This window comes from Pseudarthrobacter kochi (genome assembly GCF_055412805.1).
Genome location: NZ_JBVAYV010000006.1, coordinates 84,288 through 97,584, shown reverse-complemented (window position 1 = coordinate 97,584; position 13,297 = coordinate 84,288). Strand labels below are relative to the sequence as shown.

Sequence of the window (13,297 nt, the reverse complement as noted above, 5' to 3'; positions counted from 1 at the left end):
CCGTCGACTGCTCCGTAACGGCCCTTTAGAGCCGCCAAAAGGGCACTTACGGAGCAGTCGATCGGGGGTTCGCGGCCAGGGCCTGGGCCGTCAGGGCACGGTGCAGGTGGCTGCGCTGTTCGATGATGATACGGCGCAGCGCCCGCGGCGCGTCCGGGTGCCGGGCGAGCCAGTGGTCCGTCCGGACGATGACGGAGTGCGTGTCCGGAGTGCCGCCGTCCAGGTCCTGCCCGGCCGGGTAGAGCCCACGGACAATCCGGCTCGCGATTTCAATGCTGCGACCGGCCCACACGTCCTCCAGGCAGTCGAAATAGCGGTCAGTGAATCCGCGCAGCAGCGGTGCCGGGGCGGTGTTGAAGCCGGCGACGGTGGCGCTCAGCAGCTGGTTGGAGAGCGCGGTGCCGTGCACCGACTCCTGCCAGGCTGCCTCCTTAACGGCTTCTTCGGGGCGGGCCGCGAGGGCGGTGGCGTGCCCGGATTTGCCGGCAGCGGTGTTGTCGCGGGCCAATTCCCCGTCGAGCTGGGGCACGGTGGCTTCCCCGTTGGCAGCCAGGGCGTGCCAGAAGTTCCAGCGGAGCTCCGCGTCCACAGACAGGCCGTCGAGGACCGTGCTGCCGTCGAGGATGCCGCGGAGCAGGTCCAGCCGGCTGTTGTCGAAGCGGCTGGTGGCGGCGACCGTGCGGGCCCAGGCCAGCTGCTGGTCGGAGCCCGGCGCGGCCCGCTGGAGCTCGTCCGCGGCGAGGGTCAGGAAGCCGCGGCGGACGGCAGCGCGGCCGGCCGCGGGGACATAGCGTTCGATCGCGGTGGCGGCGTTGCCCAGGACGTTCAGCAGCACGCCGATCCCGGTTTCCGCGGGCCCGAAGCGCTTGACGGCATCTACGTAGAGGGCTGCCGGGGTGACGGCGTCGCGGGCCGAGTCCCAGATCGCGGTCCAGCACAGGGCGCGGGCCATCGGATCGCTGAGCGCGCTGAGGGAGGTCCGCACGGTGGCCTCGGAGCGCGCGTCCAGCCGGACCTTGGCGTAGCTGAGGTCCCCGTCGTTGACCAGCAGCAGGGCCGGCCGGGCTTTGCCGGACAGGGCCGCCACCTCGGTCCGGGCGCCGCTGACGTCGGTCTCGACGCTGTCGGTGCGGACCAGGGCGCCGGCGTCGTCCATCCCGTACAAGCCGATCCGCAGCCGGTGCGGGCGCGGCTCCTGCCGTCCCGTCGACGGGTCCACCGCGTCCTGGAGGACTGCCACGGTGCCGAGGACGCTGTCGTGCTCCTCGATCTCACTGGTGAGGGTTGAAATGCCGGAGGTCTGCAGCCATTGGCGGGCCCAGTCCGCGAGGTCCCGGCCGGAGGCGGTGCTGAGCGCGGCCAGCAGGTCGGCCAGGGTGGTGTTGCCGTAGGCATGGTCCTTGAAGTACTGGCGCGAGCCGGCGATAAAGGCGTCAAACCCCACGTACGCGACGAGCTGCTTAAGCACCGAGGCGCCCTTGGCGTAGGTGATGCCGTCGAAGTTCTGCTTGGCGGCCTCAAGGTCGGGGATGTCCGCGACGATCGGGTGCGTGGTCGGCAGCTGGTCCTGCATGTAGGCCCAGGCCTTGCGGTTGTTGGCGAAGTTCACCCAGGCCGTGGCCCAGTCCGTGGTGCTGTCCACGCCGAGGGTGCCCATGTAGTCCGCGAAGGACTCCTTGAGCCACAGGTCGTCCCACCACTGCATCGTGACGAGGTCCCCGAACCACATGTGGGCCATTTCGTGCAGCAGGGTGTTGGCGCGGGCCTGGTGCTGCGAATCGGCGGCCCGTGAGGTGAAGACGTAGCTTTCCGTGAAGGTCACCAGCCCGGGGTTCTCCATGGCGCCGAGGTTGTATTCAGGCACAAACGCCTGGTCATACTTCCCCCACGGGTACGGGAAGTCGAACAGCCCGTTGAAGAAGTCAAGGCCGTTCCGGGTGAGGGTGAACAGCGCCTCGGCGTCGAACGACGGTGCCATCGAGGCGCGGCAGTAGAGGGCGAGGGGGACATCCAGGCGGGTGCCGTCGTCGAGGGTCGTGCGCCAGGAGTCCTCCGCCTTGAAGTACGGGCCGGCGAGCACCGTTGTGATGTAGGTGGACATCGGCTTCGTGGGGGCGAAGTCCCAGCGGCTGGTGTCCGGGTCGCTGGTCAGGAGCGTGCGCTGGGTTTCGACGCCGTTGGAGGCCACCTGCCAGGCCGACGGTGCCATCACGTGGAAGGTGAACTCCGCCTTGAGGTCGGGCTGTTCGAAGTTGGCGAACACCCGGCGGGCGTCGGCGGGTTCGTACTGTGTGTAGAGGTAGCACTGGCCGTCGGCCGGGTCGACGAAGCGGTGCATGCCTTCCCCGGAGGTGCTGTAGAGCGCGGTGCCGGTGACGGTGACCTGGTTTTCCGCCTGGAGGTTGTCGAGCCGGATCCGGGAGCCGTCGACGACGTCAGCGACGGGGAGACCCTTGCCGTTGAGGAAGACGCTGTGCACCTCGCTGCTGATGAAGTCCAGGAACGTCGAGGCTCCGGGTTCACTGGCGGAGAAGTTGATGACGCTGCGGCTCGTGTAGCCGGCCACGTCCGGGTCCGCAGCCTGCCGGACGTCCAGGGAGACGTCGTAGCTGCGGGTGGTGATCAGGGCTGAGCGGGCAGCGGCTTCATCGCGGCGCAGGTTCTGGTTCGACACCCCGCTATCTAATCATGAGGAACGCGGCCCCCAGCCCCAGCGCGGCAATCAGCAGCCAGGACGCCAGCGCCGCCAGCAGGGCCCGCGCTCCGGTGTGCAGCAGCTGGCCCACCCGAACCGCCGACCCGAGGCCGAACAGCGCCATCCCCAGCACGATGTCCTGCAGCACCGCGGCGGCGTCGAGGACGGCGGGGGAGAGCCAGCCCGTGGTGCGCAGGGCCGCCATCCCGACGAACCCGAGCACGAAGAGCGGGACGATGGGTGGCCGCTTCAGCCCGTCGCCGGCGCCGGCGCTGCTTCGGTGGTGCAGCCCCGCGACGGCGACCATGGGCGCCAGCAGGATCACCCGGGTGAGTTTTACGACGACGGCGACGGCCAGCGCCGCCGCCCCGGCGGTCTGCGCCGTGGCCACCACCTGTCCCACGTCGTGCACCGAGGCGCCGGTCCAGGCGCCAAAGACTTCCGGGCTGAGGGCCAGCGGCTGAATGAGCAGCGGCAGCACGCCGATGGCGAGGGTGCCGCAGAGTGTCACGAGGGCCACAGGGAGCACGGTGTCGTGCTGCCGGATCCGGCGCACCGCCGCCATCGCCCCGATGGCCGAGGCCCCGCAAATGGCAAACCCGGTGGCAATGAGCAGCGATACCTGCGGCGGCAGCCGGAAGAGCCTGCTGATGGCGTAGGTTCCGGCGAAGGCGGCCAGGACGACGCCCGTGATCAGCAGCAGCGCGGCCCAGCCGAGCCCGAGCACATCCACGAGGCTGACCTTCAGGCCCAGGATGACAATCCCGGCGCGCATCAGGTGCCTGCCGGCAAAATCGAGCCCCGGCCGGCCGGTTCCCGCGGTCCAGCCGGCCAGCCCCGGGAAGTTCGCGGCCAGGAGCCCGAACGCCACGGCCAGTGTCATGGCCGGGAGTACAGGAACCAGGGTATGGACGGCGAGGGCAAGCGCGACGGCGGCTGCCGCGGCCAGCAGGCCCGGCAGCAGCCCGGGCACCGACCCGGCGCCGGGCAGCGGTTTGCGAGTAAACGGAGGCACCTCTCCACCTTGCCGTAAGGGCCCGGAAATGCCGTCACCGCCACGGCGGACCTCACCGGCGCGCCCGGCTGCAGGCACGCAGACGGCCCGCTCCCGCCCTCGGGCGCCGCGCCCCGGCGGGCGCCGAAATGATTTCGCAACAAAAAGGTGATTGTCTAGTCACCATGTCTGACCTATTCCAGGATTACTCCGTGGCCGCCGAACGCACCGGCGCCTACGACGAGATGTTTACCCCCGGGCAACAGGCCCGGAAGTCGTACGGACAGGTTGCGGATGCGCTGCGTGAACTCTCGCTTGCCGATGTCACGGCGCGCGCCGATTCCATGGCCCGGACTTTCCTGGACCGCGGTGTCACGTTCGACTTCGCCGGCGAGGAGCGGCCCTTCCCGCTCGACATCGTCCCCCGGGTCATCCCCGCCGATGAGTGGACGGTACTGGAGAAGGGCGTGGCGCAGCGCGTCCGCGCCCTTGAGGCATTCCTCAATGACGTCTACGACAAGATGACCGTCGTGGCCGACGGCGTCATCCCGCGCCAGCTCGTCACAACCAGCGCCCACTTCCACCGCCAGGTGCACGGCTTCGAGCCGGCCGGCGGCGTCCGCGTCCATATTTCCGGCATCGACGTCGTCCGCGACGCCGCAGGGACGTTCCGTGTCCTTGAGGACAACGTCCGCGTCCCCTCCGGCGTCAGCTACGTCCTGGAAAACCGCCGCGCCATGGCCAAGGGGCTGCCGGAGGCCTTTGGCCAGCAGCTCATCCGCCCGGTCGAGGAGTACCCCCGCCGGCTGCTGTCCGCGCTGCGCAAGACGGCACCGTCCGGCGTCGACGACCCCACCGTGGTGGTCCTGACCCCCGGTGTTTTCAACAGCGCCTACTTTGAGCACACCCTGCTTGCCGGCCTGATGGGTGTGGAACTCGTTGAAGGGCGCGACCTCATCTGCCGCGGCAACCGCGTCTACATGCGCACCACCGCCGGTGAGCAGCGCGTCGACGTGATCTACAAGCGCATCGATGACGAGTTCCTGGATCCGCTGCAGTTCCGCGCCGACTCCATGCTCGGCTGCCCGGGCCTGGTCAACGCGGCCCGCGCCGGCGGCGTCACCATCGCGAACGCCGTGGGCAACGGCGTCGCGGATGACAAGCTGGTCTACAGCTATGTCCCGGACCTGATCCGCTATTACCTCAACGAGGAACCCGTGATCGCCAACGTGGACACCTTCCGGCTGGAGGAAAAGGAAGCCAGGGAGGAGGTCCTGGACCGCCTGGCTGAACTCGTGGTCAAACCCGTGGACGGTTCCGGCGGCAAGGGCCTCGTGATCGGCCCGGATGCCTCCAAGGACGAGCTCGAGGCCCTCCGCAAGCGCGTCATCGCGGACCCCCGCGGCTGGATCGCGCAGCCGGTCCTGCAGCTGTCCACCGTTCCCACGCTCAGCGGCGACAAGTTCGGCCCGCGGCACGTGGACCTGCGCCCCTTCGCCGTCAACGACGGCGACGACGTGTGGGTGCTGCCCGGCGGCCTGACCCGCGTGGCGCTCAAGGAAGGCTCCCTGATCGTCAACTCCAGCCAGGGCGGCGGTTCCAAGGACACCTGGGTCCTGGCTGATTCGCCGGAGGTGCCGGTGGAGACCCTGCCGCGCCCGGCCATCACGGTCCGCGAACGGGTCTCGGTCTGGCCCGTGGAGAGCAACTGGCGCGACAGCCAGAAGGAGCAGCAGCAATGACACGCGGCACCATGTCGTCCCTTTTTCCGCTGACCTGCCCTTTTCTGATTTTCGATGCGCTGGAGGTAACCGCGAATGCTTAGCCGTATCGCCGAGTCATTGTTTTGGATCGGCCGCTATGTGGAACGGGCTGATGGAACCGCCCGGATCCTCGACGTCCACCTGGAGCGGCTGAACCACCTGCCGATGGAGGAACAGCGCAGCGTGGCTCAGGAACTCCTCGCCGTCATGGGCGCCCGGGCGCAGAGCGAGGACTTCGGCCTGCCCGAACTGCTCAACGCCCTCGCCTACGACAAGCAGAGTGCCACGTCCATTGCCGGCTCCCTCGGTGCTGCGCGTGAGAACGCCCGCCGGGCCCGGGAAACGGTGTCTTCCGGACTCTGGGAAAGCCTCAACACGACGTACTACGGACTCAACCAGCACCGCAAGGACGTCGTGGGCACCTACCGGTTCTGCAACTGGGTGCTGGAACGCACAGCCATGGTCAGCGGCCTCGCGGACACGACCGTCAGCCACGACGAGAGCTGGCAGTTCCTGGTCCTGGGCCGCTCGCTGGAACGCGCCGACATGACCGCCCGGATGCTCTCCACGCGTGACGTGCTCTCCGCCGGCATGTCCTGGGTGAACATGCTCCGCTGCGCCGGCGCCTACGAATCGTTCCTGCGGACCCGCCGCGCGGCCTTCGGCGACCAGCACGCGGCCGAGTTCCTGCTCCTGGACCGGCTGTTCCCCCGGTCCATCGTCTACGCGCTGCGGGACGCCGACGAGTGCCTAGCCATGCTGGACCCCTCGGCCCAGCGCGTCGGCTTCATCAACGACGCCCGCCGGATCGTGGGGCAGGCCCGGACCTTCCTGGAGTTCCACCGCACCGACGACCTCATGTCCGAGCTTCCCGAGCACATGGAGCGCGTGCAGAAAGCCGTCTCGCAGGCCTCGGACGCCATTTCCCGTAAGTACTTCAATCAGGCAGACGAACTGGCCTGGGTGGGAGAAGTTTCATGACCCGGCTGAGCATCATCCACACGACGGCGTACAAGTACAACAAACGCGTCACACTGTCCTACAACGAGGCCCGCATGACGCCGCTGACGGATCCGCAGCAGGTGGTGCTGGAGTCCTCACTGAAGGTCTCGCCGTCCCAGGCGGCCCTGAGCAGCTACCGCGACTACTGGGGCACCCGCGTGACGGCATTCGACATGCAGATGCCGCACGAGCACCTTGAGGTCCTCTCCACCACCACCGTCGAGGTGCACCGGGCGGAACGGATACCGGCGGAGGCGGACATCGTCGGCTGGGACGTCCTGGCCGCTCCTGAGACCCTGAACAAGTTCAGCGACTGGATTCCGCAGTCGCAGCTCACCGGACCGGGCGCCGAAGTCCTCGGGATCATTCCCGGCGTCGTCGAGGGCCGCAACCCGCACGAGGCGGCCATGGCGGTCTTTGAATGGATGCGCGGCGAGATGACCTACATGAAGGGCTCCACCGGCGTCACCACCAGCGCCGAGGAAGCCTGGACCCAGCGCCAGGGCGTCTGCCAGGACCTGGCGCACCTTGCCATCGGCGCCCTGCGCAGCCGGGGCATTCCCGCCCGGTACGTCTCCGGCTACCTGCACCCGCGGTCGACGGCGGAACTCGGTGAGACTGTGGCCGGGCAGTCGCACGCCTGGCTGGAATGGTGGGACGGCGAATGGCGCAGCTGGGACCCCACCAACCACAAATCCGCCGGCGACTTCCACGTGACCGTGGCAAGGGGCCGCGACTACCGCGACGTGCCTCCGCTCAAGGGAATCCTGTCGGGCGGCGGCGGCTCGGCCCTCAGCGTGAGCGTGGAGATCACCCGGCTGGCCTGACCGTTCGCCTCCGCCCTGCGATGCGCTATCAGTTGCAGCCGTTCTGCGGCCTCAGAGCAGCGTTATCTGATAGCGCATCGGGTTTTCGCGGGCTATTCGAGTCCGGAGCGGGTGGCGTCATCCAGGGGAGTCCACCAGGTCAGCGGCGGGACCACCTTGAACCGGCGCCCGGTCACTGTCTCCGGAGTGATCCTGACGAAGTGCTCCTTCTTGCCGGCCTGCCACGGGAACAACAAAAGACCCACGGTGTCCAGGACCTCCTGCTGGTTCTGCACCGGCGCGGCCTGCCCCTTGATCACGACACTCCAGGCAATGCCGCTGTCGGCGTCCACGCCGTCGGCTTCTACCGCCACAGCGGTGTCGCCGGTGGCCGCCTGAAGCTTGGTGCCGTCTGCCGTGCGGAACACGAGGGTACCGTGGTCCACCTTGTAATTGATCGGGAAGATGTCGGGATGGTCGTCTACCCAGACCGCGAGCCTGCCCACGGTGACGCTGCGTAACAGGCGCCAGCATTCGTGGTGGTCAAGGTTCTCAACTTCATGTGCCTGCTGGTGTTTTCCCGGATTCGGATCAGTACTCATGTCAGCGAGCCTACGCCACGCAAGGGGCGGTGGTGTAGGGCAAAAAGTCACAATCAACAGCATCGCCGGCCGACTCCTGGGGTTTTTGCGCCCGCTTCGGGGTATTCTGGCATCACCATCGTCAGCGCGGACGATTGTTATGTTTCGTCGTATCGAATTGGGGCCATGAGCATGCATTCAATGGGGGACCATCCGGACCAGACCACCACTGAGCCACAGCCCATGATTGACGGGGTGCTCCAGGATTTTGTGTCCAGGGCCGAGGAACTGCTCCAGTCCCAGGAGCGGATGGCCGGGCTGCTGGAGGCCGTGGTCGCAGTAGCCGAGGACCTCAGCCTCGATGCCGTGCTGGAACGCGTTGTGCAGTCCGCCTGCCGGTTGCTTCATGCCCGATACGGGGCCCTGGGCGTCATCGGCGACGACCGCGCCCTCAGCCACTTCATCACAGTGGGCATCGACGAGGAACTGGCCCACCGGATCGGGCCGCTTCCCACCGGCCACGGCGTCCTGGGCCTGCTGATTTCCGAACCCCGCTCCCTTCGGCTCCATGACCTGCGCGGCCATCCGGAATCCTACGGCTTCCCGGCAAACCATCCACCCATGAAGTCCTTCCTCGGTGTCCCGGTGCGGGTCCGGGACGTGGTCTTCGGCAACCTGTATCTGACCGGGAAGGAAGACGGCAGCGACTTCACGGCCGAGGATGAAGGCCTGGCTGTCGCCCTGGCCGCCGCCGCCGGGGTCGCCATTGAGAATGCCCGGCTCTACGATGACGCCCGGCGCCGCGCCCGCTGGCTGGAAGCCTGCATGGACGTCTCCGGGCTGATGCTCAGCAGCGACCGGGACTACACGTCCGGGGGGCTGGATCCCATCGCCAACCGGGCACTGCAGGAGTCCGGCTCCCAACTGGCACTCCTGGTGGCGCCCGCGGCGGACGGCCGCGGCCATATTGTCGCCGGCGCCGCCGGCAAGACCAGCCCGCAGTTCTCCGGCCGTTCACTGGTTCTCGATTCGCCCTTACTGGAAAGCGTCCTGGATGGCGGCGAGCCCGTGGTGCTTGATGACGCGTCCACCCTGTTCGGGGAGATCGACCGTGGGATCACCGGCCCGCTGCTGGCAGTGGCACTAAGCACCCAGGGAGCACATCACGGGCTCCTCCTGCTGGTCCGGGACCGCGACGCGCTGCGCTTCGCCCGGACGGACATCGAGATGGGGGCCGTCTTTGGGTCCCATGTCGCCCTCGCCCTCGAACTCGCCCGCGTCCACCGGCTCCGCGAGGAACTGCTGGTCTTCACCGACCGGGACCGGATCGCCCGCGACCTCCACGATCTCGTGATCCAGCGGCTGTTCGCAGCCGGGCTGAGCGTCCAAAGCCTGACCCGCTTCACGAAAGATGAGCTCGCCACCGAACGGATCCGCACCATCACCGGAGAGCTTGACGAAGCGATCCGGAGCCTGCGGGACACCATCTACTCGCTCAAGAGCAGCAGCGGCGAAACGGAACTGCTCAGCGGACGGATCCGGCGGGTGACCCGCAGCTCGGCGAAGTCCATGCCCTTCCAGCCCCGCCTGACCATCACCGGGCCGGTGGACGCCGTCACTCCGGACAAGGCCGACAACGTCGTGGCCGTGGTGTCGGAGGGCCTCAGCAACGCCATCAGGCACTCCGGCGCGGACACCATCTCCGTGTCGGTGGGCGTGGTTAAGGGAAAGGTGACGGTGGTGATCACGGACAACGGAGCCGGCTTCGCAGAACCTGGAAACCGCCGTGGACTCGCCAACCTGGAAGACCGGGCGCGGATGCTGGACGGCGAATACACCATCACCAGCGCCCCCGACGCCGGCACGAGCCTCGAGTGGTCGGTGCCGCTCTAGCGGACTCAGCTACTAGTGGACACTGTGCGGGCGCGTGGCGTCGGCGTGGCTGCCGGGCGATACCGGTGACGCGGGCCCGGCGATGAAGACAGCGGCCTGGGTGCGCCGTTCGAAGCCCAGCTTGGCCAACAGCGAGGAGACGTAGTTCTTGACGGTCTTCTCCGCGAGGAACATTTCCGCGGCGATCTGGCGGTTCGTGAGGCCGCCACCCACCAGTTCCAGTACCCGCCGCTCCTGGGGTGTGAGGGAGGACGTCCGGGGGTCGACGTCGTCGGCCTCGACCAGGCTGTCCACAATGCCTGCGGCGACGCCCTCTGCGAAGAGAGACTCACCCGCGGCCGCCCGGCGCAGTGCCCCGATCAGGTCAGTGCCGCCGATCTCCTTGAGGACATAGCCGCTCGCGCCCGCCAGTACAGCCCCGCGCAGGGCCTGTTCGTCGTCGAAACTTGTCAGGATAATGCAGTTCAATGACGGGTCCACCGAACGGACATCGCGGCAGACCTCAATCCCGGTCCCGTCCGGGAGGCGCGCATCGAGGACACAGACATCCGGATGAAGGGCGGGTATGCGGCGGGTCGCCTCGACGGCGGAAGCCGAGCTTCCGACCACCAGGAAACCCTCACCTTCGAGGAGCTCCTGCAGGCCGCGCCTGACGAGTTCGTGGTCATCCAGGATAAAGACGCGGATGACGGCCGGTGCCCCGTCGGCTGCAGTGAGACCTGCATCTGCCCAGGCAATCATGATTCTCCTGTCCGGCGGCTTGCGCTGCCATGGGTGGTACGTTGCTCCCCAGCCTGCTCCGCAGACCGTGCCTGCGGGTCGTTCGTGCGGCCGCCAGTGTCGCTGACTCACATGCCGCCGTTGTTCCCATTGTCCGCTCCGGACGCCGTTTCCGTTCCCGACGACTGCAATTCTTCTCCGTGTAGGGAACCGCGACAAGGGTCCTAGGTCCTGCCGGGACGCCGCCGGCCTCCTGTCCCCATGACTTTTGGCCCTTGCCGCACCCCTTGCCGGCACGTCACTGTAGGCTGGACGCGCCAGCTGTTTGACGAAGGGATCTGCCATGACCGAAGCCAGGGACATCCGGACGATTGTGGTGGGGGTTGACGGTTCCGATGCCTCGGTCGAGGCACTGCGCCAGGCCCAGAGCCTCGCCGTACCGCTCGCCGCGAAACTGGTGGCGCTGGCCAGCTGGGACGTCCCTCCGGTCTACGACGGTTATGTCGCGATGGGAATTGACGACTTCGACGTCCGCGCCAGTGAAATCCTGAACGAGACGGTCGAAAAGGCCTTCGGGGCGGAAACCCCGGCCAACGTCGAAACCCGCCTCGTGCAGGGACACCCCCGGCACACCCTGATGGAGGCCAGCCGGGATGCCGACATGGTGGTGGTCGGACGCCGCGGACACGGAGGCTTCGGCGGAATGCTGATCGGGTCCGTGAGCTCGGCCCTCGTGGCCCACGCCCATTGCCCTGTGCTGGTGGTCCATTCCCCGGACACCAAGGCGGCCAAGTAGGGCCTGGGAGTCTCTATTCGAACGAAGCCCGGCGGGGATCGGAGAGCCGCGTGCGCCACAGGTCCGGATTGTTGACCTTGAACCGGCGGCCGGTCAGGGCCTTGGGGGAGAGCCGCACGTAGTAGTCCTTGCCTCCGGGCTGCCACGGTTCAAGCAGAAGGGCGTCGACCGCGTCCTTCTCTTCCTTAAGCTCAATCAACTGTGCCTCACCGCGGGCAACAACACTCCAGGCCTGCTGTTCGTGGGCGTCATAGCCGTCGATTTCGAAGGCAATGGGTTTGGCCGTCATCGCCGCCCACAGTTTGGTGCCGCCGGCCGTCCGGAAGACGATCGAGCGGCGCTCCAGGGCGAAGTTCACCGGAAAGACCTCCGGATGCCCGTCCACAATCAGGGCGATTCTTCCCACGACTTCCGTGTCCAGCAGCACCCAGCACTGGTCAATGGACAGTCCGAATTCTGGCGCAGGCGTCGTCTCTGTGTTCATGTGGACCCACGTTACGTACTGCGCCGGGCCCTCATTAGGGCCATAAGGCCCATGGACCCCGCTGGCCGGATTTGTTACAAGGCAGGACTCACCAGGGGCTCGGCTTGTAATCCTTCAGGAAGACCCCGAACTGGTCCTCGCCCGACTCGCCCATGACGATCGGATCGTAGACGCGGGCGGCGCCGTCGACGAGGTCCAGCGGGGCGTGGAAGCCCTCCTCCATCAGGCGCACCTTGGTGTAGTGCGGGCGCTCGTCCGTGATCCAGCCGGTGTCGACGGCGGTCATCAGGATGCCGTCGGCGTCCACCATCTCCTGGGCGCTCGTCCGGGTCATCATGTTCAGCGCCGCCTTGGCCATATTGGTGTGCGGGTGGCCGGGGCCCTTGTAGGCGCGGGAGAACTGGCCCTCCATGGCACTGACATTAACGATGTACTTCCGCCGCGCGGTGGAGCGCTTCATCGCCCCCCGGAGCCGGCTGACCAGCAGGAACGGCGCGGTCACGTTGCACAGCTGGACTTCGAGCATTTCCAGGGGATCCACCTCGTCAACCACCTGGGTCCAGCTGTTGACGCTGGCCACGTCCGGGACCAGGCCGCCGGCGTCGATGGCTGTGCCCGAAGCGATGCGCTCCAGCGACGCGGAACCGGTGGACAGTGCCAGCGAGGTCACCGCGTCCCCGGCCAGCACCGGGTGCTCCAGGACTGTGCTCGCGAGGGCCAGCGGGTGCTTGTCGTGGGCGTGGCCGAACGTCACGAGTTCCGGGCCTCCGTTGGCAGCCTGGAGGGCCGCGGGAAGGGGCTCGTCCTCGGCGTCGACCAGCGGCTTGTAGGCGTTGCCGGAGCGGCGCACGGTTTGGGCCGCATTGTTGATGATGATGTCAAGCGGGCCCGCGGCGTCCAGGGAATCGGTCAGGGCCATCACTTGCGAGGGGTCGCGCAGGTCAATGCCGACGATCCGCAGCCGGTGCAGCCACTCGCCGCTGTCTTCCATGGCGGCAAACCGGCGGGCGGCGTCCTTGGGGAAGCGGGTGGTGATGGTGGTGTGGGCGCCGTCGCGGAGCAGCCGCAGCGCGATGTACATGCCGATCTTGGCCCGGCCGCCGGTCAGGAGGGCACGCCGTCCGGACAGGTCCGTCCGGGCGTCCCGCTTGCTGTGGCTGAACGTAGCGCACTCCGGGCACAGCTGGTGGTAGAACGCGTCAACCTGGGTGTAGTGCTGCTTGCAGATGTAGCATGGCCTGGACTTGATCAGGTGTCCTGCGATCTCGCCGGTGGCGGACGGCGCGAGTTTGTTGCCGCGGGTTTCGTCGTCGATCCGGTCCGGGGCCGCCGTCGCGGTCTGGGCGATCACGGCCCGGTCGGCTTCGGCGATCAGGTCCCGCTTGCTGACCCGGCGGTGGCGCTTGACGGCCTTGAACATCTTCCCGGTGGCACGGCGCACTGACACGTAGTCCGGGTGCTCCTCGTCGTAGACGTGGATGCTGTTCAGGACCTTCAGGCAGGCCTGGATGTCCTCGGCGGTGAGATCGGACGGCAGATCGGGGGAGCTCATTGCCCCAATTT

The 13,297-nt window shown here is 67.6% G+C and carries 11 protein-coding genes; 5 read left to right on the top strand and 6 right to left on the bottom strand.

Features of this window, described 5'->3' with window-relative positions; genetic code table 11:
* Window positions 1–46 precede the first annotated feature (46 nt).
* Together pepN and ACZY0Y_RS05315 are read right to left on the bottom strand one after the other, a co-directional pair.
* On the bottom strand, window positions 47–2,674 hold the full coding sequence (gene pepN, locus ACZY0Y_RS05320) for an aminopeptidase N (protein WP_463957025.1): 2,628 nt from the start codon (window positions 2,672–2,674) through the stop codon (window positions 47–49).
* Between the two features lie 4 nt (window positions 2,675–2,678).
* Window positions 2,679–3,710, bottom strand: coding sequence for a YeiH family protein (locus ACZY0Y_RS05315; RefSeq protein WP_463881136.1), 1,032 nt, complete (start codon window positions 3,708–3,710; stop codon window positions 2,679–2,681).
* A gap of 164 nt (window positions 3,711–3,874) precedes the next feature.
* Between ACZY0Y_RS05315 and ACZY0Y_RS05310 the strand changes: the two genes are divergently transcribed.
* The 3 genes from ACZY0Y_RS05310 (at window position 3,875) to ACZY0Y_RS05300 (ending at window position 7,281) form a co-directional block, all read left to right on the top strand.
* Window positions 3,875–5,431 (top strand): circularly permuted type 2 ATP-grasp protein, encoded by a 1,557-nt coding sequence (locus ACZY0Y_RS05310; protein WP_463881133.1) that lies wholly within the window; start codon window positions 3,875–3,877, stop codon window positions 5,429–5,431.
* Window positions 5,432–5,506: 75 nt separating this feature from the next.
* Complete coding sequence (locus tag ACZY0Y_RS05305) at window positions 5,507–6,433, top strand: alpha-E domain-containing protein (protein ID WP_226762129.1); 927 nt, start codon at window positions 5,507–5,509, stop codon at window positions 6,431–6,433.
* Window positions 6,430–7,281: a transglutaminase family protein gene (locus tag ACZY0Y_RS05300; RefSeq protein WP_463881130.1), complete on the top strand. Its 852-nt coding sequence runs from the start codon at window positions 6,430–6,432 to the stop codon at window positions 7,279–7,281. The genes ACZY0Y_RS05305 and ACZY0Y_RS05300 overlap by 4 nt, the downstream gene beginning before the upstream one ends.
* 92 nt (window positions 7,282–7,373) lie before the next feature.
* Here ACZY0Y_RS05300 and ACZY0Y_RS05295 read toward each other — a convergent pair whose 3' ends face one another.
* Window positions 7,374–7,862 (bottom strand): pyridoxamine 5'-phosphate oxidase family protein, encoded by a 489-nt coding sequence (locus ACZY0Y_RS05295; RefSeq protein ID WP_160665912.1) that lies wholly within the window; start codon window positions 7,860–7,862, stop codon window positions 7,374–7,376.
* A 171-nt stretch (window positions 7,863–8,033) separates the two neighbouring features.
* Between ACZY0Y_RS05295 and ACZY0Y_RS05290 the strand changes: the two genes are divergently transcribed.
* Complete coding sequence (locus ACZY0Y_RS05290; RefSeq protein WP_463881353.1) at window positions 8,034–9,734, top strand: GAF domain-containing sensor histidine kinase; 1,701 nt, start codon at window positions 8,034–8,036, stop codon at window positions 9,732–9,734.
* 12 nt (window positions 9,735–9,746) lie between these two features.
* Here ACZY0Y_RS05290 and ACZY0Y_RS05285 read toward each other — a convergent pair whose 3' ends face one another.
* On the bottom strand, window positions 9,747–10,475 hold the full coding sequence (locus ACZY0Y_RS05285) for a response regulator (protein ID WP_463881127.1): 729 nt from the start codon (window positions 10,473–10,475) through the stop codon (window positions 9,747–9,749).
* A gap of 322 nt (window positions 10,476–10,797) precedes the next feature.
* Between ACZY0Y_RS05285 and ACZY0Y_RS05280 the strand changes: the two genes are divergently transcribed.
* On the top strand, window positions 10,798–11,250 hold the full coding sequence (locus tag ACZY0Y_RS05280; protein WP_463881124.1) for a universal stress protein: 453 nt from the start codon (window positions 10,798–10,800) through the stop codon (window positions 11,248–11,250).
* Window positions 11,251–11,263: 13 nt separating this feature from the next.
* Here ACZY0Y_RS05280 and ACZY0Y_RS05275 read toward each other — a convergent pair whose 3' ends face one another.
* Window positions 11,264–11,734 carry a pyridoxamine 5'-phosphate oxidase family protein gene (locus ACZY0Y_RS05275; RefSeq protein WP_463881121.1) on the bottom strand — a complete coding sequence of 157 codons (471 nt, stop codon included), beginning with the start codon at window positions 11,732–11,734 and terminating at the stop codon, window positions 11,264–11,266.
* A gap of 88 nt (window positions 11,735–11,822) precedes the next feature.
* Window positions 11,823–13,286 carry an SDR family NAD(P)-dependent oxidoreductase gene (locus ACZY0Y_RS05270; protein WP_463881119.1) on the bottom strand — a complete coding sequence of 488 codons (1,464 nt, stop codon included), beginning with the start codon at window positions 13,284–13,286 and terminating at the stop codon, window positions 11,823–11,825.
* Window positions 13,287–13,297: the final 11 nt, after the last annotated feature.